The organism is Oceanobacillus aidingensis (genome assembly GCF_042654105.1).
GTDB lineage: Bacteria > Bacillota > Bacilli > Bacillales > Amphibacillaceae > Oceanobacillus > Oceanobacillus oncorhynchi.
In genome coordinates this window covers 158786-182388 of record NZ_JBHSFT010000048.1, presented here as the reverse complement: position 1 = coordinate 182388, position 23603 = coordinate 158786, and the positions used below count along the sequence as shown (strand labels likewise).

Genomic DNA, 23603 nt, shown 5'->3' with positions numbered 1-23603 from the left:
CAGCTTGCACATCCTCTTGAAGTGAGAAAGGGAGAGACAGATTTGATGACCTTACAAGAAAACTATCAGCAAATTGTTGATGATCATCGAAAATATATTGATCAAGGAAATACCGTTGATTATACGTTTCGTAAACAACAATTAGAAAAAATCAAAAAGATTTTCAAAGATAATGAAGAAGAGATATATGATGTATTAAAAAAAGATTTAAATAAACCTGATCATGAAATAATACTTACGGAGATTGGTATTATTCAAAGCGAATTGGAAGTAGCCATTAAAAATCTCCGCTACTGGATGCAGCCTGAAAAAGTTGCCTCTCCATTAACGCATAAAGGCTCGAAAAGCTATATTATAAAAGAACCGCTCGGTGTTGTGCTCGTTATTGCACCATGGAATTATCCTTTACAATTATCATTAGTACCTGTTATCGGAGCGATTGCAGCAGGTAACTCAGTTATTCTGAAGCCGTCTGAACATGCTCCGCATACATCCGATTTTCTTGCCAGAATCGCAGAAGAGCATTTCGACCCGTCTTATTTCACTGTTGTTCAGGGTGCTGTCGAAGAAACAACAGAGCTGTTAAAACAGCGTTTTGATCACATTTTCTTTACCGGAGGAAGTGCAGTTGGAAAAATCGTGATGCGGGCCGCAAGCGAGCATTTAACTCCGGTAACGTTAGAGCTGGGCGGAAAAAATCCTGCAATTGTAGATGAAGATGCAAACATCCAATTGGCAGCTAAACGAATTGTATGGGGAAAATATACAAATGCCGGTCAGACCTGTGTGGCGCCGGATTATTTATTAGTACAAGAATCTGTTAAATTCAAGCTTTTAAAAGCAATGAAAAAGCAAATAAAGTCTTTATTTGGCAAGAATGTACTCCAGGGTGAAAATTATTCAAGAATCATAAATCTGGATCATTTTAACCGCTTAAAAGCATTTTTAAATGAAGATCATATTGTTCATGGTGGAGAATATAATGATGAAGAATTAATCATTGAACCTACTATTCTTGATAAAATAGATTGGGAAGACCCTATTATGCAAGAAGAGATATTTGGACCGATTCTTCCCGTATTATCGTTTGAGAATATAGAGGACGCCCTTTCGTTGATTAAATCAAGAGAAAAACCATTAGCACTATACTATTTTGGAGAAAATCCGAGAATGCAGTCTCAGGTTATGGAATACGTTTCATTTGGCGGCGGTTCTATCAATGATACATTCTTCCATTTAGCAAACCCGTATCTTCCGTTTGGCGGAGTCGGGCAGAGCGGAATGGGAAGCTATCACGGGAAAGCCAGCTTTGATACATTTTCACATCAGAAAAGCATCTTAAAACAAACAACGAAATTTGATTTGCCATTCCGTTATTCGGGCGGTACGGTTACTTCAAATATTTTGAAGAAATTCTTATCTTAAAAAAACAAAAGCCTTGATTTTATTCTATTTCAATAGATATAAAATCAAGGCTTTTTATAATCATCTAGGAAATCTTTTTGAAAGCTTGTCCGTGGCTGCTGTTTGTCCTTCTCTTCATTTTTTAAAGATAAAAATATATCTTTTCCGTATTTATCCGTTAATGCTTCCATGGTTTCGTAGAGCTTTTCTTTTTTAGCGTTATCGCGGTAAGTAAACAAATCAAGCTGTTCTCCTACTTGACTCTTCTCCTCTACACTTTGCAAAGAGACACCCAATAGCCGTACAGGCTCTTCATTCCAATGTTTCTTTAATAGCTCCTTTGCGACAAAAAGAATATCTTCTTTTTCATCGATATACCCTTGCAATGTTTTACTGCGCGTAATCGTTTGATGGTTGTGAAAACGAATCATTAATTGAACGCTTTTTCCTGTCGCATTTTTTCGTTTCGCTCTTCTTGCTACATTGTCGGTAAGCTGGCCTAACAGCTGGTGAAGTTCATCCCAATCTGTTGAATCATGAGCCAATGTCTGTGAGCTACCGATACTTTTGAAATCATGTACCGCTTCTGGATCCACAATCCGATAGTCTATTCCATTGGCCAGGTTCTTCATTCTTTCTCCATTAACCCCTAATAGCTGCTTTAATTGATAGACATCATGTACAGCTAAATCACCGATTGTATGAATAGATACTTTTCGAAGTTTTTCAGCAGTCTTCTTCCCGATTCCGTGCATTTCTTCAATTGGAAGTGGCCATAATACGTTAGATAATTCCCGCTTTCGAAGGATAGTTATTCCTAAAGGTTTTTTCATATCTGACGCCATTTTTGCCAGAAATTTATTCGGGGCAATACCAAGACTGCATGGGATATCCAGCTCTTTTAATATCCGCTGCTGCAGGTAATTAGCTATTTCTACCGGCGTTCCGAATCCTTCCGTATCAGTAATATCCAGGTAGCCTTCATCAATCGAAACCGGCTGGACGAGCGGTGTAATTTCTGAAAGTATCTTAAAAATAGCCCGGGACGCTTCCCGGTATCTGTCAAAATTAGGCCGCATCAATAATAAATCGGGGCATAATTTTTTTGCCTGCCACACGGGCATCGTCGTTTTCACGCCTTTTGCTCTGGCTTCATAGCTGCTTGTAACAATAATCCCCTTCCGCTCTTCCGGGTTTCCGGCGATTGCAATCGGCTTTCCTTTTAATTCCGGATTATGCGCCATTTCTACCGAAGCATAAAAGCAGTTCATATCTATATGGAAGATAACTCGTCTTTTCGAATTGACCGGCTGTTCCATCATAACACCTCTATTCTTAACAAAAGAAGAACACACTCCATCATGGAATGCATTCTCCTTTTTCACAGAAAGCCGCTCCAAGAATGGAAGCTTTATCTTATTTTGCTGCGATTTTAACAATTTCCACAACAAATTCAGTTACTTTCACAAGATCTTCCACTTTAATCCGCTCATTGGTCGTATGAATCCCTTCATAACCAACTGCCAGATTAACGGTAGGGATTCCATACCCTGCAATCACATTGGCGTCACTGCCTCCGCCGCTCTGTTCTAATTTACTTTCTCTGCCGATTGCTTTTGCAGCTTTTCTGGCAACCTCAACCACCTGGTCTCCCGCTTTAAAATGATAGCCGGGATAAGCGATTGCTATCTTTACATCAGCGGAACCGCCAAGCTCTTCAGCAGCCTCTTCAAAAGCTGCTTTCATTTTCTCGACCTGTTTTTCCATCTTCTCTTCAGACAGGGAACGTGCCTCTGCTAAAATTTCTACATGATCTACAACAATATTTGTCTGTTTGCCGCCCTCAAAGCGTCCGATATTAGCAGTTGTTTCCTTATCAATACGTCCCAAAGGCATTTTAGAAATAGCTTTAGAGGCAATCGTAATGGCAGAAACACCTTTTTCCGGCTCCAATCCAGCATGTGCTGTTTTGCCGGTTATGGTTGCATGGATTTTCGCCTGCGTAGGTGCAGCCACAACAATATCACCAACGTTTCCATTACTGTCTAACGCATATCCATAACGCGCATCTAACTTCGAGGAATCTAACGCTTTAGCGCCTACCAGGCCAGATTCTTCTCCTACAGTAATAATAAATTGGATCTGGCCGTGAGGAATGTTATTTTCCTGAAGCACTTTAATCAGCTCAAACATGGCAGCTAAGCCTGCTTTATCGTCTGAACCTAGAATTGTCTCTCCCTCTGAAGAAATCACGCCTTCTTTAATAATTGGATGTATACTCTTCCCGGGAACAACCGTATCCATATGGGAAGTAAAATAAATAGCATCCGCGCCGTCTTTAGTTGCAGGCAATGTACAAATTAAATTTCCTGCACCATGACCTGTCTGCTCTTTTGCATTATCTTCTTCCACCTGCACACCTAGAGCTTCCATTTTTTTGGTTAAAACCGATGCTATCTCACTTTCGAAACCTGTTTCAGAATCTACCTGCACAAGTTCTAAAAATTCATTAACTAATCTTTCTTCATTCACACTCATTTGCGTAACCTCCTACCTTCTAGGCTACTATATTTTCTCTTTTTTTTACAGTAGAATGAATTGGAGTCTAAGTTTCTCTCATCCGTTAATTAAAATCCGGAAGAACATTTTAAGAAAAACCATACGATTAGCTTGTCGGATGAATCATTTCACGTTAAAATAGCGGTAGATGATATCGGATTCTAAAGGGGGATATTTCATGGCAGCAAAGCAATCTGTGCAAAAAAAGCGTTCAAAACGTGAACGCCGCACGAAAATGATTATCTATTTCATGGTCGCTCTAATGCTTATTTCAGCAATTACAGCTGGACTGGCTGCATTTGTTTAAAAATAAAAGGCTGTGCCAAAATGATTATTTCATTTTGGCACAGCCTTTTGATATGGTTCCAATCTTATGTAAAAAGGAAAAGCTAAGCTTCTTTTTTCCTTTTCTTCCAAGGCGTTACGTCACTTTTTTTGAATTTATTTTTTATAATCAAGTACTCTTCTATTTCATGTAATAATTGAAATAAGTGCGCCCTTGTTTCAAACGCTTCTCTCGTTTCCGGTAACTCCTCCGCGTGAAATTCCCGCTTTAATTCTTTTAACTGCTCTAAAAAAGTAATTGCTGTATTTCCTGGATGGACAGCTTTAGATAATCGCTCAAAGAAATCTGCAATCTCAAGGGCAATATGATCTGTCTTTGGAAGATGCGTAACAAGCGGAAGCATTTTCTTCAACAGCTCAAACTGTCTTTCTCTCATCCTAAAATAATTATAATAGGTATGCTCATTTCGTAATAAATGGTTATCTCTATCCCGGATAACTAACTGTTTTGCTTCAGCCAGGATATCCTCTGTAGCTGCTATTTCTTTTCCTTGCCACGCGTCATTTTCATCCCGGATATACAAAGAATATTCATATAGAATACGGCTGAAATTCTTTTCTAACTGTGCTTGCAGCTTCTTTAATTTATTATCCAAGCTTGGCATATAAATATTCAACAGAAGTCCTACCCCCAGCCCAATGGTAATTAGAACGAACTGCTCGCCGACCAGAGAAAGTGTTACACCTCCAGAGCCATATAAATTCAGCATGACAACGGAACTGGATGCAATTCCTGGAGTTGCTTTTAATCTAACCGTTGCTGGAATAAATAAAAGAAGCAGTAAAAATATAGAAATTGTATGATAGCCTATTAATTCAAAAATAACACATGAAAAAACAACGGCTGCTGTACATGCAATAAACCGCTGCCACGCACTTAAAAAAGAAGATTTTCTCGACGGCTGGATACAGAGAATCGTTAATATTCCAGCGGAAATAAAATTTGAAAGACCAACCCATTGTGCCAACGAAATTGCAATGGGAGTTCCGATAGCAGTTTTTAGGGTACGATATCCAATTTTCACCCTTTATAAACCTCCTGATATAAGAATACACAAAGAAGGCTGCCTGATGACAGCCTTTTAATATCTCTTATACTTCTTCGCAATATTGATCAAACAGGCCTTGAAGCTTCGCAGATACTTCCATGGCGCTATGTCCTTCAATCTCATTCCGCTCTACCATATCAAGGATTTTTCCGTCCTTAAGCAATGCGAAACAAGGAGAGGATGGCGGATATCCTTCAAAATAAGTTCTTGCCTGCTCTGTCGCTTCTTTATCCTGTCCGGCAAACACCGTGACTAAGTGATCTGGACGCTTATCATAATGAATCGCATTCCCTGCTGCTGGACGGGCTACACCGCCGGCACAGCCGCATGTTGAATTCACCATGACAAGTGTAGTTCCTTCACGAGTCAGCGCGGCATCTACTTCCTCTGCTGTACGTGCTTCCTCATAACCTGATTCTGTTATATCTGTTCTTGCAACGTTAACAACATCCTGCATAAATAAATCGAAATCCATTGTACTTCACCCTTTTTACTTAAAATATAATTATAGCTTATCAGCTAGCAGTTAAAAATTCAATCTATTCGTGTTGGCTTAATAAAGGGTTATAGTTGAGTCGTTCATCCCTTCAAGGATTTCTTTCACACTAGATAAAAATCTTCCGCATACAAGACCGTCTAAAATACGATGGTCTAAAGAAAGAGATAAATTCACCATATCGCGGGCAGCAAACATATCATTGATAATGACAGGCCGTTTTACGATAGATTCGACTTGTAAAATCGCTGCTTGCGGCGAATTGATTACTCCCATTGACGAAACCGAACCAAAGGAGCCTGTATTGTTGACAGTAAAGGTACCGCCCTGCATATCCTCCGGTGACAGCTTACCCTGACGTGCTTTGGATGCTAAGGTAGTAATATCACGGGCAATGGCTTTAATCGTTTTTTCATCTGCATGCTTAATAACTGGAACAAATAATTCTTTGTCTTTCGCCACAGCAATGGATAAATGTATATCTTTTTTCTGAATAATTTTATCTCCGGCCCACATGCTGTTTAATTCAGGAAATTCTTTTAAACCTTGAGCCACAGCTTTTACAAAGAAAGCAAAAGGAGTTAACGAAAAGCCTTCCTGCTGCTTAAATGATTCCTTTACACTGTTCCGGTATTTTACTAAATCTGTAACATCTACTTCCACCTGCATCCATGCATGCGGGATTTCCTGTGTGGACCGGACCATATTCTCTGCAATTACTTTCCGGACACCTTTTACAGGGATTTCAATATCTCCTGCTGCGCTTTGGATACTTTCTTTTTGCGCAGCAGGTGTTTCTTTTCCAGCAGCAGTATCTGATTTCTTTTCTTGTGAAGGGGCTGGTTCTTCTTGCGCAGAAGCACTGCTTCCAATGTGTTTTTCCACATCTTTTCTGGTAATTCTGCCTCCTCTGCCCGTTCCTTCGATTTGGTTCAAATCAATGCTGTGCTCTTGAGATAAACGTAGTACTGCCGGTGAATATCTTTTTTTCATAGAGCTTTCTGTATTTTCAGCATGCTCAGCTGTGTCCTTTTCCACTGTATTTGTTTCTTTTTCAGGAGCTGCTTCCGCATCCTCTGAAGCGGCTTGCTCTGTCTCTATATAACAGATTAGGGAACCAACTTCTACCGTTTCCCCTTCTTCTGCTGCAAGCTCTGTTATTTTACCTGTATAAGAAGATGGGATTTCGGCGTTTACTTTATCCGTCATCACTTCAGCAATCGGGTCGTATTTATTCACTTGATCCCCGACGGAAACCAGCCAGGTACTAATCGTTCCCTCTGTTACACTCTCACCAAGCTGAGGCATTGTCATTTTTTCCACACTCATATTTCTACCTCCAATTAATATTCTGCAAGGTCACGCATTGCTTTTTCCACTTTATCCGGATTTAACATAAAGTATTTTTCCATGGACGGTGCATAAGGCATTGCCGGAACATCCGGACCTGCCAGGCGTTCAATAGGTGAATCCAGGTCAAATAAGCAGTTTTCCGAAATAATTGCAGCCACTTCACTCATTACACTGCCTTCTTTATTATCCTCTGTAACAAGCAAAACTTTTCCAGTCTTACTGGCTGCCTCAATTATAGCTTCTTGATCTAACGGATATACCGTACGTAAATCAAGAATATGCGCATGAATGCCATCTGCTGCTAATCTTTCCGCAGCCTGCAATGCAAAGTGAACACAAAGTCCATAAGTGATGACAGTAATATCATCCCCTTCTCTTTTTACATCTGCTTTACCGATTGGCAGAACATAATCCTCTTCCGGAACCTCTTCCTTTAACAGACGATACGCACGTTTATGTTCAAAAAATAGAACAGGGTCATTATCTCGGATTGATGCCTTTAATAATCCTTTCGCATCATATGGATTCGACGGCATAACAATTTTTAATCCCGGCTGATTCGCAAACAATGCTTCTACTGATTGGGAATGATATAAAGCACCATGTATCCCGCCGCCGTATGGAGCACGGATGGTTATCGGACAATCCCAATCATTATTGGAGCGATAGCGTATTTTGGCTGCTTCGGAAACAATCTGGTTGACCGCAGGCATAATAAAATCTGCAAACTGCATCTCAGCAATCGGCCGTTTCCCATACATAGCTGCACCGATAGCAACACCGGCAATTGCTGATTCCGCTAATGGGGTATCTAATACACGTTCTTCACCAAACATATCGTACAGCCCGTCTGTTGCTTTAAATACGCCGCCCTTTTTCCCTACATCTTCCCCAAGAATAAAGACATTCTCATCTCTTTGCATTTCTTCCTTTAAAGCTTTTGTAATTGCTTGTATATAAGACATCACAGGCATGATTATTCCCCTCCCTTATCCAATTCCTCATAAACATACTTCAACGTATCCTCTGGAGCTGCATATGGGGCTTCTTCTGCATATTCTGTTGCTTCATTAACAAGTTTATTGACTTTATCATGAATTTCTTTTTCTTTGGCTTCATCCATTATTTTCTTTTCTTTTAGCTTTTCAGCAAACGTAACAATGGAATCCTTCTTTTTAGCTTCTTTTACTTCATCCATTTCACGATAAGCACTGTCATCATCATCACTGGAATGGGCAGTAAAACGATAGGTTACCGCTTCAATCAATGTCGGCCCCTCTCCTTTTACCGCTCGTTCTCTCGCTTCTTTTACAGTTTGATACACAGCTATTGGATCATTCCCGTCCACAGTAACTCCCGGCATGCCATAAGATGATGCCCTCTCTGAAACCGTTTTGCTGGCTACCTGCTTATCATACGGAACAGAAATAGCATACTTATTATTTTCCACCATGGTGATCACCGGCAGCTGATGAACACCGGCAAAGTTTAATCCTTCATGAAAATCACCCTGATTAGAAGAGCCCTCTCCTAATGTCACAAAGGTCGCAATATCCTTTTTATCCATTTTCGCTGCTAATGCAACGCCTACTGCATGAGGAACCTGTGTTGTTACTGGAGAAGAACCGGTTAAAATACGATTTTTCTTCTGTCCGAAATGACCAGGCATTTGACGTCCGCCTGAATTTGGATCCTCAGCTTTGGCAAAGGCAGATAACATTAATTCTTTTGCTGTCATTCCAAAGCCTAATACAAGACCCAGATCCCGATAGTACGGAGCGGTATAATCGACCGTTCGATCCAGACCAAAGGCCGCTCCGACCTGTGCTGCTTCCTGTCCCTGACAGGAAACGACGAATGGTATTTTCCCCGAGCGGTTTAACAACCACATTCTTTCGTCAATTTTTCTTGCTAATAACATCATTTCAAACATTTCTAAAGCCATCTCATCACTTACATTTTCCCAAGATGTTTCTGTCATTATTTTTCCCTCCTTCAGCCATTTCACATGATGACATCATGCAGACTGCCCAGATAGTTTAACCATGAATTTGTAACCCGTCGACTGCCAGTGCTGCTTCACCGATAATTTCTGATAAGGACGGATGCGGGTGAATAGTCTGGCTGATTTCCCATGCTGTTGCGTCGAGCACTTTTGCTAATCCAGCTTCTGTTATCATATCTGTCACATGGGGACCAATCATATGAACCCCAATTAAATCCTGTGTCTTTTTATCTGTGATTATTTTGACAAAACCATCTGATTCACCATAAACCAATGCCTTTCCTACTGCTTTAAATGGGAACTTGCCGATGACAAGGTCATATCCTTCTTCTTTGGCCTGTGTTTCCGTCAAGCCGACACTTGCAGCTTCCGGACTGGCATAGATACAGCTTGATACCGTCTGGTAGTCTATCTCTTGGGTATATTCCCCTGCCATATGCTCCACAGCAGCAATTCCCTCATGGGAAGCCACATGAGCCAGCTGCATGCCTCCAATAACATCGCCAATAGCGTAAATATCTGATTCTTTTGTTTGATAAAACGCGTTTGTGTCAATCGTATGATTAGAAATTTGAATTTCCGTATTCTCTAAACCAATATTTTGGATATTCGCTTTTCTGCCGACAGATACAAGCAGTCTGTCAGCTTCAAATCTTTCTTTTTTATCACCGATTACTGCTTCTATCACGATGCCGTTATTTTTTTCTATTGTATCCGTCTGAACATTGGCTCCGGTTATAATATTGACGCCTCTTTTTTTCAACTGTTTTTCCATCTCTTTTGCGATATCTTTATCCTCTGTCGGCAAGATTTGCTTTTGAAATTCCAAGACGGTTACATCAACTCCAAAATCGTTTAGCATGGAGGCCCATTCGATGCCAATAACTCCGCCGCCTACAATAAGCATTGATTTAGGCAGGTCCTTCATTTCTAAAGCTTCATTTGAGCTGATGAGGTACTCACCGTCAAAGTCCAGACCAGGTAATGTATTCGGCTGCGATCCGGTCGCAATTAAAACATTTTTAGGAAGCAGCATATCATTTTCATTTCCATTTTCATATTCAACAGAGATAGTTCCAGGCATTGGAGAAAAGATACTTGGTCCAAGAATGCGGCCGAACCCTTGATAGACATCAATCTTTCCCTTTTTCATTAAACCCTGGACACCTTTATGCAGCTGTTCAATAATCTCATTTTTTCTCTGCTGGACTTTTGAAAAGTTTAAGACTGGTTCGTTTACCTCTACTCCGAATGCATCTGCTTTTTTTGTCTGCTGAAAAACCTCTGCACTGCGAAGTAATGCTTTAGAGGGTATGCAGCCTCTGTGTAAGCAGGTCCCTCCCAGCTCAGATTTCTCTACTATTGCCACTTTCATGCCTAATTGAGTGGCACGAATAGCAGAAACATAGCCTCCTGTTCCGCCCCCTAAAATGACTAAATCGTACTCAGTTGCCATCTAATTTGCCTCCTCTGCAACATATATCTTTTCTTTCTGGGTATTGTTTAAAACCTCTAATACGCCCTCATTCATCGCTTCTAAATCATTTTTACCAGGAAACACCATCACATCGGCAATCCAATTGACTCTTGGAATAACCGCATCAATAACAAAATCATTTTCATTGATTTTTCCAGTAAAAACAATGCCATCTACTTCTCCATGCAATACCGTGCTCATTGCTCCAATTTCTTTAGCAATCTGGTATGCCTGTGCCTCAATTACTTCTTTCGTATACTGATCACCTTTCGTCAGCCGGGAACGGATGATGGAAGGGTCCTCTGTATGCAGATATGCTTTGATTCCCCCATCCTGCTGGACATGATTCCACAAAAAATCTTCATCTGTAGTGTATTGTTCAGATAGATAAGTCAGAAATCCTTTTAACGGTATACTGCCGGATCGATCGATAGTAAACGGACCCTCTCCGTCTACGCCATTCGTTACATCAATAATTTTGCCGCTATGATGGGATGCAATGGTAATCCCTCTTGCAATATGAATGGAAATGAGCTTTAACGAATGATAGGCTGAACCAATTTGTTTTGCCGCAATCCGGCCGGCATGACGATGATTTAGCGAATGAAAGATACTGGCTCTCTCTATTTCCGGTATACCTGTATATTTTGCAATGGTTTGCAGTTCATCTACTACCGGCGGGTCAACAATATATGCTTGTATATTTAAATTCTCAGCAATTTCATGGGCTAGAACAGCTCCCAAATTGGATACATGTTCCCCGTAAGCATTTGTTTTTAAATCATATAGCATCGCGTTATTCACTTTATACGTTCCGCCGCTGATTGGACGCAATAGTCCTCCCCGCCCGCATACACTAATAAAACGTGATGTATTCATTCCATCCAAATCAAGCTGTTCAAATATAGCCTGCTTTCTGTACGGCACTTGCTCCATCAGCTGTTCAAAACGATGCAGTTCATCTTCGTTATGTGAAATTTTTTGCTGATATAAAAGATGATTTCCTTCAAATACACCGATCGTGGTGAAATACAAGTCGGGGTAGATAACTAAAATACGACCACGTTGATTCACAAAATACCCTCCAATATGCCGTTCTTCCAAAGCTGTAAATGATAAGTACAACAGTAAATTTCTATTGTCGGCGATCTAAAATATTTCGCTCATTTGTAAGAAATTGACTGCGTGATTGTTGTTTTGCTTGAATTCTTTCCTCAGCCAGACGATCAGCCGCAATATAAGTCGGTACCTGATCACGATTAGAAATGGCAAAGACCTGCTCCAGATTTTTATAGATGCGCTGTACATTATGTAAAGCGCGATCGCGATTGTAACCAACCAGTTCATCTGCAACATTGATTACCCCGCCTGCATTGATCACATAATCAGGAGCATATAAAATTCCTTTTTGATGCAGAATATCTCCATGTTCATGACTCTGCAGCTGATTATTAGCCGAACCTGCAATTACTTTAGCTTTCAGCCTCGGTATCGTATGATCATTAATGGTTGCTCCAAGTGCGCAAGGAGCATAGATATCGCATTCCACATCATAAATATCATCTGGATCGACTGCTTTGGCATTAAAATCATTTTCCGCACGCTTCACAGCTTCCTTATTAATATCTGTAACAACTAATTCTGCGCCCTCTTCATGCAATAATTCGCATAGGCTGTAAGCCACGTTTCCGACTCCTTGAACTGCAACAACTTTGCCCTCTAAAGATTCTGATCCGAATGCTTCTTTTGCAGTTGCTTTCATCCCCTGATAAATTCCCCATGCAGTAACAGGGGAAGGATTGCCGGCAGTTCCGCTGTAGGAGGACAATCCCGTTACATATTCTGTTTCAAGCGCAATTTGATCCATATCTGATTCATTCGTTCCTACATCCTCAGCAGTGATGTATCTTCCATTCAAGCTTTGGATATAACGACCGAATGCACGGAACATTTCCGGATTCTTATCCTTTTTGGGATCTCCGATAATTACTGTTTTTCCGCCGCCGAGATCTAAGCCGGCTGCCGCATTTTTATATGTCATTCCACGAGCTAAACGCAGTGCGTCTTCGATAGCTTCTGCTTCTGAACGATACGTCCACATTCTGGTCCCGCCTAATGCTGGTCCTAATGTCGTGTCATGAATGGCAATAATAGCCTTTAGCCCTGATTGTTTATCCTGACAGAAAAGTACCTGTTCATAATCGTATTTTTCTAAGTAACTGAAGATTTCCATCTTAACCCCTCCTGTAATACATCGTGATTCACTAATCATACATACTTATTTAAAATGACAAATGAATCCAACTCCTGAATGGTATGCTATTGTAATACATTTGTCAGTATTCCCTATTTACCACGGAGAACCCTCCGTAAATTTTCCACAGCATGATATACCTGCCCTCCCTGCAAAATGTTGCAGACACCTTATTCAAGCTGATATTTTTCAAGCTTATAATACAAATTGCGGACAGATATTTGTAACGCTTTTGCTGTCTTTGTCTTGTTTTTATTACATTGCAGATACACTTCCTGCAAGTATTTTTTTTCAAAACGATCTAACGCTTCCTGTAATTTTAATGGTTTATCTGTCTGTACCATATCCGGTCCTGCTGTCATTTCTTTCGTTTGCAATTTAGGCAAATGAGATACTTCAATCTGCTCCTCCATGTTGCCGATAAATATCATGGAATGACTGATAACATTAGCCATTTCCCTGACATTCCCCGGCCAATGATATGCCATTAGTTTTTTTAACGCTTCATCCGATATCTTTTGCACATTTTTTCCATATTCTTCGTTCAGCTGATGGATGATATGCTCCACCAACTCAGGGATATCCTCCTCCCGTTCCTTTAGCGATGGGATGGATATTGGAAGTTTATTAATGAGATAATAAAGATCTTCACGAAATTTCTCATTCATCACAGCCTTCTCCAGATTTGTATTCGTTCCGGCAATCACGCGGACATCAACCGGCACCGAATTGGATGCGCCGACTGGAGTGACTCTGTTCTCCTTGAGTACATGGATTAATTTTTCCTGGATTGATAAAGATAATTCACCAATTTCATCAAGAAAGATGCTTCCATTGTTCGCCTGTTCAAACAGACCTTCCTTTTTTTTCAAATGTTCTGCCTGCTCCTCTGCCGAACCAAACAGCTCTTTTTCCAGCATTGGTTCTGACAATGCAGCACAGTTCACACGAATAAATTTATTAAATTTCCGATCACTTTCATGGTGTATTGCATGGGCGAATAATTCTTTGCCGGTGCCGGTTTCCCCTCTCAAAAGAACAATAGCCGGTGCTTTCGCAGCTACTTTTGCCTGTTCTAAAGCAAGCTTCATTTCGGATGAGTTACCAATAATATCATCGAATGTATACCTTGCTTCCAAATTACGGATGATTTGTCTGGCACGCTTTAACTCCCTTGTCACAGATTGTAATTCACTGACGTCATGGAGCACGCCAACACTGCCTTTTATCTTTCCTTGTACAATCACCGGCGCCCCGTTAACGATAACATCTTTTTTTGACGGTCCGACCTTCATATGTACACCGCGAACAGCACGCCGGTTTTTTAAGACCTTCATGTGCACACTGTCCCCTTCAGATATATCTACTGTTGCCGGCTTCCCTATTACTTCCTCTTCGGTCAGACCAGTGATTCTCGTATAGGCGGGATTAATAATTAAGCCTTTTCCATGCTCATCCACCACACTGATTGCCTCATCCGAAGATTTAATAATGGCTTCCAGCATGGTTTTGATTTCATTTAAATCGGTATTTTCTTCTGCTAATTGCACTACTTCCGTAATGTCTTTAAAAACAGCAAAGGCTCCCACTAAATCTCCTGTTTTATTAATAATGGGGATACGTGAAGCAATCACTTTCTTGCCATTATCTAAAATTGTCTTTTGGTTTAACTCTTTTCTTTGACTCCTTAACACGTGAGATAAACGGCTTGTTTTGAGTAAATCTTTGATATGCTTCCCTTTGTAGTCTTTTTCTTTTTTGCCGAGAATTTGTTCCGCCCGGCGATTCAACAGCTGAACCTGTTCCATTTTATTGACAACAATCATGCCGTCATTCATATGGTTTAAAATTAATTCCAAACGGCTCGCCTGTACTTTTACCTCATCTGTTAAAACAGTTTTCTCATGAATTAATTCATAAATAATATTGGCTACAGAACCAGGGATGATAATTGTCTTTCTTGGAAACAGCTCAATCATCTTTTCAAATAATTCCTCTTCGCCTGTTACGTTAATTACAATATCAATGTCATGGTGAATCCAATCTTTCCACTCTGTACTTGTATGAACATCCATTTCTTCCGCAAGCTTCATAGCAGGAGCGTCTGCTTCCTTGTCAACGATTGCACAAATCTGCATGCTTTTTGTTTCTTTAAACAGGCGGAATAATGCTGTACCACCTTTACCAGCGCCGACTATCAGAATTTGCTTCATACTTTTCATCCACCTTGAATTTATTTGCACAGTTTCATCATACGATACCATGCATAATTTAGCAAATGAATTCTATTTCTATTTTTCGACGTATTTTGATATACTTATAATGAAGTTTTAAGAAATTGTTTGATTAAAAATAAAGAGGCATCTGAACGGACAGAAGATTGATGAATGATTGCAAGTATATCTATAAAGGAGCAGGAGTTTTTATGCAAAGAAACCTCGCTTTAATCATCCTATTTATTCCAGGGGTGATTGCAGCTTTTGGTATTAAATTGATGCGGGATACGCTTTTTGATACATTTTATCCATTTTTTATTTTTGGAAGCATTCAATTTATTGTTGGTTTAATTCTTTTTCTCGGCGGTTTGTTATTCCTTGGCGGTTTTATTGTCTACAGAGACAGGAAGAAGCGCAGTCAAGAAAAGGAATCAGCAAGCTGATCTATCCTGTTTCATTGAAACGGGATTTTTTCATTTAAACTACATTTCCGCTACACTGTTCATGCTTGCAGTAATACTAAAAATGGAATTTGATTCATCCCTGCTAAACACTTGTTTTTCCTTCTAAATGGCCTAAAATGGTAAACATTTGTCCAGCAAAGAGAATAAAAATGGTATTTTCGTTATTTTTCTTTCTTTTTTTCATTTTCCTCTTTAATTTAACAGAAAATATGTTATATTAGTAAAAATAAAAAATACCACGCACTAAAAATCTTCGTAACTAAAATAGCTAGTTTATAGTGGGAATTTTGAAATGGGGTATCATGTAAATGAAAGTAGCAAAATTTGGAGGAAGTTCTGTAGCAAATGCAAAACAGATTAAAAAGGTAGCGAATATCATTAAGTCTGATTCCTCCCGAAAAGTGATTGTTGTATCTGCACCAGGGAAACGCTTCTCAGATGACGTAAAAATGACAGACTTATTAATCGAGCTTTGTTATGCAAAACAGCAAAATCAAGATCATGATTTGCAGTTACAAAACATCATGGTTAGATTTCAAGAAATAATAGAGGATTTGGGCCTTGACCAGTCTATTTTAGAAGATATTCAGCAAACCATTGAAAAGTATCTTCAGTTTGATATATCACCTATGGCACAGCTTGATGCTTTAAAATCCATCGGTGAAGACAGTTCTGCTAAAATCGTAAGTGCTTATTTAAAGCATTTAGGCTTAAATGCAAGCTATGTCAATCCAAAAGAGGCTGGAATTTTTGTCAGTAATGAACCTGGAAATGCTCAATTATTGCCGGAAAGCTTTTCTAGAATTTATAAACTCAGAGAACGCGAAGGTGTATCTGTCGTCCCCGGATTCTTTGGTTATACCGAAAATAATGATTTAGTTACCTTCTCCCGGGGCGGTTCCGATATTACTGGAGCTATCTTAGCTGCAGGTACCAAAGCAAGCTTGTACGAAAATTTCACAGACGTTGATTCAGTGTTTGCGGTAAATCCAAACTTCGTAGAAAATCCTAAAGATATTACTGTTCTAACATATAAGGAAATGCGGGAATTATCTTATGCCGGCTTTTCTGTATTTCACGACGAAGCGCTTATCCCGGCTTTTAAAGAAGAAATCCCGGTCTGTATCAAAAACACCAACAACCCGGAAGCTCCCGGCACAATGGTTGTTGCAGAAAGAGATTCCACAGATCAATGTGTAGTAGGCATAGCAAGCGACGTCGGCTTCTGCAGCTTATACGTCAGTAAATTCCTGATGAACCGGGAAGTCGGGTTTGGCCGAAAGCTGTTAAATATTTTTGAAGATGAAGGAATCTCCTTCGAGCATGCACCTTCTGGAATTGATGATATGTCTGTTATTTTCAGAGATCATCTTTTCACACCTGAAAAGGAACAGATTGTTATTGACCGTATCCGCAATGAATTGCATGTGGATACCGTAAGTATTCATCGTGACCTGGCTGTTGTTATGGTGGTCGGAGAAGGATTGGTAAACACAATTGGTGTTGCCGCTAAAGCTACCGCATCGTTTGCTAAAGCGGGTATCAATATTGATATGATTAACCAAGGCTCTTCAGAAGTATCCATGATGTTCGGTGTTCACGCAGTTGATTTGGAAAAAGCAATTCAGTCGCTGTACAAAGAATTTTTCACAGAGGATGAATCCAATTTAACTTTCCCTTCTGCAGTCGCAAGAGGCCATCAATAATACGAAAGCATAAAACATCGCATGAGAGCAAAATTTCGCTCTCATGCGATGTTTTTTGAAACAAATCCCGTTTTGCAAACGTATAGTATAACAGCTATCTACTGACAGAAAGGTGTTTTAGTTATGAAAAATGCTAAAAAAATCACCTCCTTACTTGCAATATCTTGCATGCTTTGTATTATAGTCGGTCCGTTAGGTATTTGGATGGTATATCAAAAAGCAGCATTCCCAGGAGAATTATCAGCAAGTGGAATAGAAATAAATGAATCCTTCTCGCCGGCAGACAATCGTAAAACCACAGAAATTTGGGCCTACCCGGCAACAACTAATGCAAATGAAGTGCGGTGCATTACAGAAAAGAATAGTGAAGAAGTTTCTTTGGATTCTAAAAATACAGAAGTCACCTTTTCAGATACAGAGGTAACTCACCTTTTTACCAATGATGGCGAGTACTCTCATTTTGACCGCATACAATGTCAGGGCGGAGATGTAGAATCCATTTACATTTCCTCTCACTTCTCTGACCAGACGGCGCATCGTTTTATTTTTGCTCTCTCTATAGCTACGCCTATTTTAACCGGATCTGGATTTATCTTATATCGCAGGAATCAAAAGTAAACAAATAAAGACACGCAAGCAGGTTGAAGCACGAACTGCTTGCGTGTCTTTATTTACAAGAGCAATAAAAAACCATTCCATCATATTTTTTCGAATTATTCCACGCATCCAAAATCTGTCCCTTTCACAAAAAAAGGTACTGTGCTAAAACAAAAAGTCTATGCACAGTACCTAAACAGCTGTTATTTATTAATGTTTAAGAGATAGTAATTCTTTACGTCTGAATTAATAGTTCGTCAGATACTGCTCGCGCTCCCATGGGTGCACAGTTGTACGGAACATATCCCACTCAATATCTTTTGCTTCAATAAAGTGTTCGAATAAATGCTCTCCTAAAGATTCAACAAGCACTTCATCCTGCTCAAGCAAATCCATTGCTTCTTTTAAAGTAGACGGTAAATCTTTCACACCATTCTCTTCGCGCTCTGCTTTATTCATAACATAAATGTTGCGGTCGACAGATTCTGGCACGTCTAACTTTCTCTTAATGCCGTCTAAGCCAGAAGCTAATAGTACGGATAATGCCATATACGGGTTAGCAGCCGGGTCAACACTTCGTACTTCTACACGAGTACTTAAACCGCGTGAGCTCGGGATACGAACAAGCGGGCTGCGGTTAGATGCAGACCATGCCACGTAACAAGGCGCTTCGTATCCGGGTACAAGACGCTTATAAGAGTTGACTGTAGGATTTGTTATCGCTGTAAAGTTTGTCGCATGATCAATAATGCCGGCGATAAACTGATAAGCTGTCTGACTTAGTTCTAACTCACCTTTTGTATCGTAAAATTTATTTTCTTTTCCTGAGAAAAGGGACATATTTACATGCATTCCTGATCCATTCACTCCAAATAATGGTTTCGGCATAAATGTAGCGTGTAAATTATGCTTTCTGGCAATGGTTTTTACTACCAGCTTGAAGGTTTGAATATCATCTGCATGCTTCACTGCATCCGAATATTTAAAATCAATTTCATGCTGTCCAGGGGCAACCTCATGGTGAGATGCTTCAATTTCAAAGCCCATTTCTTCCAGCTCTAATACAATATCACGTCGGCAGTTTTCACCCAGGTCTGTCGGCGCTAAGTCAAAATAACCGCCGTGGTCATTCAATTCCAGTGTAGGTTCTCTGTTTTCATCCAATTTGAATAAGAAGAACTCCGGCTCCGCACCAATATTAAATGCATCAAATCCTAATTCCTCCATTTTTTTCAGGTTGCGTTTCAGGTTATAACGCGGGCAGCCTGCAAAAGGAGTACCATCCGGATTATAGATATCACAGATAAAACGCGCCACTTTTCCTTTTTCAGAAGTCCAAGGGAATACAATGAATGTATCCAAATCAGGATGCAAGAGCATATCTGATTCTTCAATACGGACAAACCCTTCGATGCTGGACCCGTCAAAAGCCATTTTATTATCTAATGCTTTGTCAAGCTGGCTTAAAGGGATTTCAACGTTTTTAATGGTTCCGAGCATATCTGTAAACTGCAGGCGGATAAAACGTACATTCTCCTCTTTAATCTGTGTAATAATTTCTTCTCTGGTTAATTTCTTAGCCATTTGTTCTCCTCCTAAAAATTCATTTAAGTATGAAAAGAAAACCTCCACTACACTGTCTTTGCAGCGAAAACTCTTTTAACCTGATGTTAATGCTTTATAAAAAAGCGTGCCAGTTCTCCTTGCCTCATACTGGCTTTTCCGTATCTTCCCGCTTCGTTTAATTCATTTTTCAAGATTCCTCTAAGCTCTTTATCCGTTAAATTAGCCGGTGTTTTTTTCTCTTTCTTCGGAGCTTCTTCCGGAGTTTCTTTGTTTTCTTCATCCAGCAGAAGCTTGATGCCAGCCATATTTAATCCTTTGTCTAAGAGATCCTTGATTTGAAGCAGCCTGTCTACATCGTTAAATGAAAATAGACGCTGATTTCCTTTTGTCCGCTCGGGAGCAATTAAATCATTTGCTTCATAGTAACGAATTTGTCTCGCAGTCAGTTCGGTTAATTTCATAACTATTCCTATTGAGAATAAGGGCATTGAACGACGATCTTGATCATTCAAAAGATGACCCCCTTCTTTATATGATACATTCAGTATAATGGATGTCAGTTTTAATGTCAATGAAATGTTAGGTTATTTGACATATAAATTATTCGATACTTATTTTTACCCTCACACTAAGAAATAAAACCTTGATTTTTTAATGTTTTTACTGCTTCGATAATGGCAATTTTTACATGCGTATAGGTTAAACCGCCCTGAACATAAGCTGTATACGGAGCACGAATAGGCCCGTCCGCAGACAACTCAATACTCGCCCCTTGTATAAACGTTCCTGCAGCCATAATCACTTCATCTTCATATCCCGGCATTCCACTCGGATAAGGTGTTACATAAGAATTAATAGGGGAGTTCTCTTGGATCGCCTGACAAAAAGCAATCATTTCCTCCGCTGTATGAAAAGTAACTGTTTGTATCAGGTCTGTTCTTTTTTCGTGATAGGACGGCGCTGTCCGGAACCCGGCCAGCTCCAGAAAACGTGCTGTGAACAAGGCGCCCTTTAAGGCTTCCCCTACGGTATGCGGCGCCATAAAGAAACCCTGATACATTTCCTGAAGCATACCGAGAGAAGCTCCTGTTTCCTTGCCCAGACCAGGAGCTGTCAGACGGTTTGCACATAAATGGATCAGGTCTTGACGGCCTGCAATATATCCTCCTGCCCGGACTAATCCGCCGCCAGGGTTTTTAATGAGTGAACCGGCAATCAAGTCGGCACCGACATGCAGCGGTTCTTTTGTTTCTGTAAATTCCCCATAGCAATTATCAACAAATACGATAACAGATGGATCAATAGCTTTCACAAAATCCACCATTTCTTTTATTTCACTAATCGTGAAGGAAGGTCTGGCATCATAACCTTTTGAACGCTGGATAGCAATAACTTTCGTCTGCTTTGTCCAGCTGCTTTTTATCGCTTCAAAGTCAATTTCCCCTGTTTCTTTTAAGGCAACCTCACGATACCCAATTTGAAAATCAGCAAGCGATCCTTCTTCTTTGCCGGGCTTCCCGATTACTTCTTCCAACGTATCATATGGATGCCCTGTAATATAAACAAGCTCATCCTGCGGGCGGAGCATGCCGAATAAAGCTGTTGTAATAGCATGTGTACCCGAAACAATCTGCGGCCGCACAACGGCATCCTCTCCGCCGAAAACCTGCGCATATACCGCTTCTAAGCCTTCCCGGCCTAAATCATCGTACCCATAGCCTGTTGTCCCTTGCAGGTGTGCGTCACTAATCCGATGATTTCGGAAGGCCTCCAGAACACGTCTTTGATTTTTCTCTACAATTTCTTGTATATACTGGTGACCTTCTAAACAATCTTTTTCTGCTTCTATTATAAGTGATTCTGCTTGCATCGTTTACTTCTCCTCTACAAATCGGTGAAATGGATGATTTTTTCTGACATAGCCCTGCACATGAAATTGGTTCGTTTCCTCCAGCAGTTCTTTTTTGACAACTAACGCTGCTGACTGAAGCTGGTACAACAAATCTCCTTCACTTGAATCTAACACAATGTCAAATAAATCCCATTCTTCTTTTAATACTTCTTCCATTTTGATTAATAATGCATGTAAGTCTTCTTCCTCTAATGCACTAATTTGAATATTAGGGAATTGGTTTGCCAAAAAGAAATCGGCCTCCAGCTGATCCTTTTTATTATACACGGTCAATACCGGGATATGGCCGGCGTCTAATTCCTGCAAAAGCTTGCGAACGGTTTCCTGCTGCTGTAATAAATCAGGATCTGAGATATCGACCACATGCAGAAGAAAATCTGCTTCTGTCACTTCCTCCAGTGTTGATTTAAATGCAGCAATCAGGGCTGTCGGGAGATCCTGAATAAACCCGACTGTATCTGTTATTAAGCTTTTCAAACCGCTGGGGAATTGAATACGGCGCGTGAGCGGATCCAGCGTTGCAAATAGTTGGTCCTCTTCTAATGAATGACTATTTGTCAATCTGTTAAATATCGTTGACTTCCCCGCATTCGTATACCCGACAATCGCTATTTGGAAAACATCGTTTGATCGTCTGCGCTTCCGATATTGATCCCGCTGCTTCACAACCAGCTGTAAGCGGCGTTTGATATCATAGATTCTTCTTTCGATATGCCGGCGGTCTGTTTCCAATTTTGTTTCCCCTGGCCCTCTTGTCCCGATTCCACCGCCAAGTCTGGACAAATTAGCCCCTTGTCCATGCAAACGGGGAAGCAAATACTCCAACTGAGCCAGCTCGACCTGGAGCTTCCCTTCCTTCGTTTGCGCGCGCATCGCAAAAATATCCAATATCAATTGACTTCGATCAAGGACACGAACATCCAGTGTATCGGCTAAATTGCGAACCTGACCAGCCGATAACTCATTATTAGCTACTACCAAATCAATTCCCTCTGCGCGAATGATTTGAGCTACTTCCTGAAGCTTTCCTTCTCCGATATAGGTAGCCGGATGGATACGTTCCCGATTTTGTGTGATAACGTCCTGAACCTGCCCTCCTGCAGTTTTACACAGAGAAACAAGCTCATCTAAAGAAGAATCGAATTGAGGTTCAGATCTTTCAGATTGGTTAACCGCAATTACTAATACATTTTCTACTGTCATAGCCTACCTCTTTCTTAAAATAGTTCTTATACTATCATACCCATTATTTCTATTCTAGCAACAAATCCTGGTCTGTTAAAACAATTAAATCTCTGGATACCATTTTGTCAGAGTTAAGCAGCCGGACCGCCTGCAGCCGGATTGCTTTTTCAATTACATTCCGCACATATCTCGCATTCGAAAAATTATAGTTATCTTCCCGCAATTTTTTGGCCAAATGATTGCGAAACTTCCATTCCGCCTGTTTTGATAATTGATACTGTCTTTCACTCAGCATACGGTTTCCTATATTTAATAATTCATCCACAGAGTAATCATCAAAATCTAAAATAAACGGAAATCGAGATTCGAGGCCGGGATTCATCGAAAGAAAACGATCCATTTCGCGCGGATAACCAGCAAGGATGAGAACCATATCTTCCCGTCCGTCTTCCATATGCTTTACAAGCAGATCAATCGCTTCTTTACCAAAATCTTTTTCTCCGCCCCGAGATAAAGAATAAGCTTCATCAATAAACAGAATACCTCCCATCGCCTTCTGGATAACCGCTCTTGTTTTTTGCGCTGTCTGGCCGATATATTCTCCGACTAAATCGGCACGCTCCGCCTCTATAAAATGCCCTTTTGAAAGGATATTCATATCATGATAAAGCTTTGCTAATTTTCGGGCTACCGTCGTCTTTCCCGTTCCCGGATTCCCCTTAAACAGCATATGAAGAACCTGTTTCGAACTTTTTAACCCTTCTTCCTTTCTCTTTTCATTGATAAGAATACTCGCATAAATCTCTTTAATGGACGTTTTTAAGTCATTTAATCCGACAAACGATGCAAATTCTTTATCGACGATTTCAAGCGGCGAATGCTTTTGTTTTTTTACACGGAGATTCGCGCTGGATTGCGGTGTATTCTCACTTAATATAATATTAATACGGCCATTTTTATACCCTTCTGCCTGTGCCAATTCTCCATCACCCCTTATTCCCTAACAATATACGCA

21 protein-coding genes are annotated in these 23603 nt (G+C 40.3%); 5 read left to right on the top strand and 16 right to left on the bottom strand.

Annotated elements, in window-relative coordinates; genetic code table 11:
* Positions 1–45 precede the first annotated feature (45 nt).
* Positions 46–1425 carry an aldehyde dehydrogenase gene (locus ACFO3P_RS19425; RefSeq protein WP_289584835.1) on the top strand — a complete coding sequence of 460 codons (1380 nt, stop codon included), beginning with the start codon at positions 46–48 and terminating at the stop codon, positions 1423–1425.
* 44 nt (positions 1426–1469) lie between these two features.
* Here the strand turns inward: ACFO3P_RS19425 and ACFO3P_RS19420 are convergent, their stop codons facing one another.
* Positions 1470–2723 (bottom strand): DNA polymerase IV, encoded by a 1254-nt coding sequence (locus ACFO3P_RS19420; RefSeq protein WP_379542598.1) that lies wholly within the window; start codon positions 2721–2723, stop codon positions 1470–1472.
* A 97-nt stretch (positions 2724–2820) separates the two neighbouring features.
* On the bottom strand, positions 2821–3942 hold the full coding sequence (locus ACFO3P_RS19415) for a M20/M25/M40 family metallo-hydrolase (RefSeq protein ID WP_193062206.1): 1122 nt from the start codon (positions 3940–3942) through the stop codon (positions 2821–2823).
* Positions 3943–4141: 199 nt separating this feature from the next.
* Between ACFO3P_RS19415 and ACFO3P_RS19410 the strand changes: the two genes are divergently transcribed.
* On the top strand, positions 4142–4270 hold the full coding sequence (locus tag ACFO3P_RS19410; RefSeq protein ID WP_139089138.1) for a DUF4044 domain-containing protein: 129 nt from the start codon (positions 4142–4144) through the stop codon (positions 4268–4270).
* An 82-nt stretch (positions 4271–4352) separates the two neighbouring features.
* Here ACFO3P_RS19410 and ACFO3P_RS19405 read toward each other — a convergent pair whose 3' ends face one another.
* From ACFO3P_RS19405 to ACFO3P_RS19365, 9 genes are all read right to left on the bottom strand, one after another.
* The gene (locus ACFO3P_RS19405) at positions 4353–5333 is read right to left on the bottom strand and encodes an aromatic acid exporter family protein (protein WP_042534272.1); all 981 of its coding nucleotides are present in this window, start codon (positions 5331–5333) and stop codon (positions 4353–4355) included.
* A 67-nt stretch (positions 5334–5400) separates the two neighbouring features.
* Complete coding sequence (locus ACFO3P_RS19400) at positions 5401–5832, bottom strand: BrxA/BrxB family bacilliredoxin (protein ID WP_042534274.1); 432 nt, start codon at positions 5830–5832, stop codon at positions 5401–5403.
* Between the two features lie 78 nt (positions 5833–5910).
* Positions 5911–7182 (bottom strand): dihydrolipoamide acetyltransferase family protein, encoded by a 1272-nt coding sequence (locus ACFO3P_RS19395; RefSeq protein WP_042534275.1) that lies wholly within the window; start codon positions 7180–7182, stop codon positions 5911–5913.
* Positions 7183–7196: 14 nt separating this feature from the next.
* Positions 7197–8180: an alpha-ketoacid dehydrogenase subunit beta gene (locus ACFO3P_RS19390; protein ID WP_042534277.1), complete on the bottom strand. Its 984-nt coding sequence runs from the start codon at positions 8178–8180 to the stop codon at positions 7197–7199.
* 2 nt (positions 8181–8182) lie between these two features.
* Positions 8183–9187, bottom strand: coding sequence for a thiamine pyrophosphate-dependent dehydrogenase E1 component subunit alpha (locus ACFO3P_RS19385; protein WP_256704734.1), 1005 nt, complete (start codon positions 9185–9187; stop codon positions 8183–8185).
* 58 nt (positions 9188–9245) lie between these two features.
* A complete protein-coding gene (gene lpdA, locus ACFO3P_RS19380; RefSeq protein ID WP_379542593.1) occupies positions 9246–10667 on the bottom strand; it encodes a dihydrolipoyl dehydrogenase in 1422 nt (473 codons plus the stop codon).
* A complete protein-coding gene (gene buk, locus ACFO3P_RS19375; RefSeq protein ID WP_256704736.1) occupies positions 10668–11762 on the bottom strand; it encodes a butyrate kinase in 1095 nt (364 codons plus the stop codon).
* 61 nt (positions 11763–11823) lie between these two features.
* Positions 11824–12921, bottom strand: coding sequence for a Glu/Leu/Phe/Val family dehydrogenase (locus tag ACFO3P_RS19370; RefSeq protein ID WP_256704737.1), 1098 nt, complete (start codon positions 12919–12921; stop codon positions 11824–11826).
* A gap of 191 nt (positions 12922–13112) precedes the next feature.
* On the bottom strand, positions 13113–15155 hold the full coding sequence (locus ACFO3P_RS19365) for a sigma 54-interacting transcriptional regulator (protein WP_256704738.1): 2043 nt from the start codon (positions 15153–15155) through the stop codon (positions 13113–13115).
* 212 nt (positions 15156–15367) lie between these two features.
* Here ACFO3P_RS19365 and ACFO3P_RS19360 point away from each other — a divergent pair, with 212 nt between their 5' ends.
* The 3 genes from ACFO3P_RS19360 (at position 15368) to ACFO3P_RS19350 (ending at position 17946) form a co-directional block, all read left to right on the top strand.
* Positions 15368–15601 (top strand): DUF2627 family protein, encoded by a 234-nt coding sequence (locus ACFO3P_RS19360; protein WP_042534289.1) that lies wholly within the window; start codon positions 15368–15370, stop codon positions 15599–15601.
* A 329-nt stretch (positions 15602–15930) separates the two neighbouring features.
* Positions 15931–17328, top strand: coding sequence for an aspartate kinase (locus ACFO3P_RS19355; protein ID WP_289584807.1), 1398 nt, complete (start codon positions 15931–15933; stop codon positions 17326–17328).
* A 123-nt stretch (positions 17329–17451) separates the two neighbouring features.
* On the top strand, positions 17452–17946 hold the full coding sequence (locus ACFO3P_RS19350) for a hypothetical protein (RefSeq protein WP_042534293.1): 495 nt from the start codon (positions 17452–17454) through the stop codon (positions 17944–17946).
* A 225-nt stretch (positions 17947–18171) separates the two neighbouring features.
* On the opposite strand, the gene glnA is transcribed toward ACFO3P_RS19350, so the two are convergent.
* From glnA to spoVK, 5 genes are all read right to left on the bottom strand, one after another.
* Complete coding sequence (gene glnA, locus ACFO3P_RS19345) at positions 18172–19509, bottom strand: type I glutamate--ammonia ligase (RefSeq protein WP_042534295.1); 1338 nt, start codon at positions 19507–19509, stop codon at positions 18172–18174.
* A gap of 86 nt (positions 19510–19595) precedes the next feature.
* On the bottom strand, positions 19596–20003 hold the full coding sequence (locus ACFO3P_RS19340) for a MerR family transcriptional regulator (protein ID WP_042534297.1): 408 nt from the start codon (positions 20001–20003) through the stop codon (positions 19596–19598).
* Between the two features lie 116 nt (positions 20004–20119).
* On the bottom strand, positions 20120–21361 hold the full coding sequence (locus tag ACFO3P_RS19335) for a methionine gamma-lyase family protein (protein WP_042534299.1): 1242 nt from the start codon (positions 21359–21361) through the stop codon (positions 20120–20122).
* Positions 21362–21364: 3 nt separating this feature from the next.
* The gene (gene hflX / locus ACFO3P_RS19330) at positions 21365–22606 is read right to left on the bottom strand and encodes a GTPase HflX (RefSeq protein WP_042534301.1); all 1242 of its coding nucleotides are present in this window, start codon (positions 22604–22606) and stop codon (positions 21365–21367) included.
* Positions 22607–22655: 49 nt separating this feature from the next.
* The gene (gene spoVK, locus ACFO3P_RS19325) at positions 22656–23567 is read right to left on the bottom strand and encodes a stage V sporulation protein K (RefSeq protein WP_042534302.1); all 912 of its coding nucleotides are present in this window, start codon (positions 23565–23567) and stop codon (positions 22656–22658) included.
* Positions 23568–23603 lie beyond the last annotated feature (36 nt).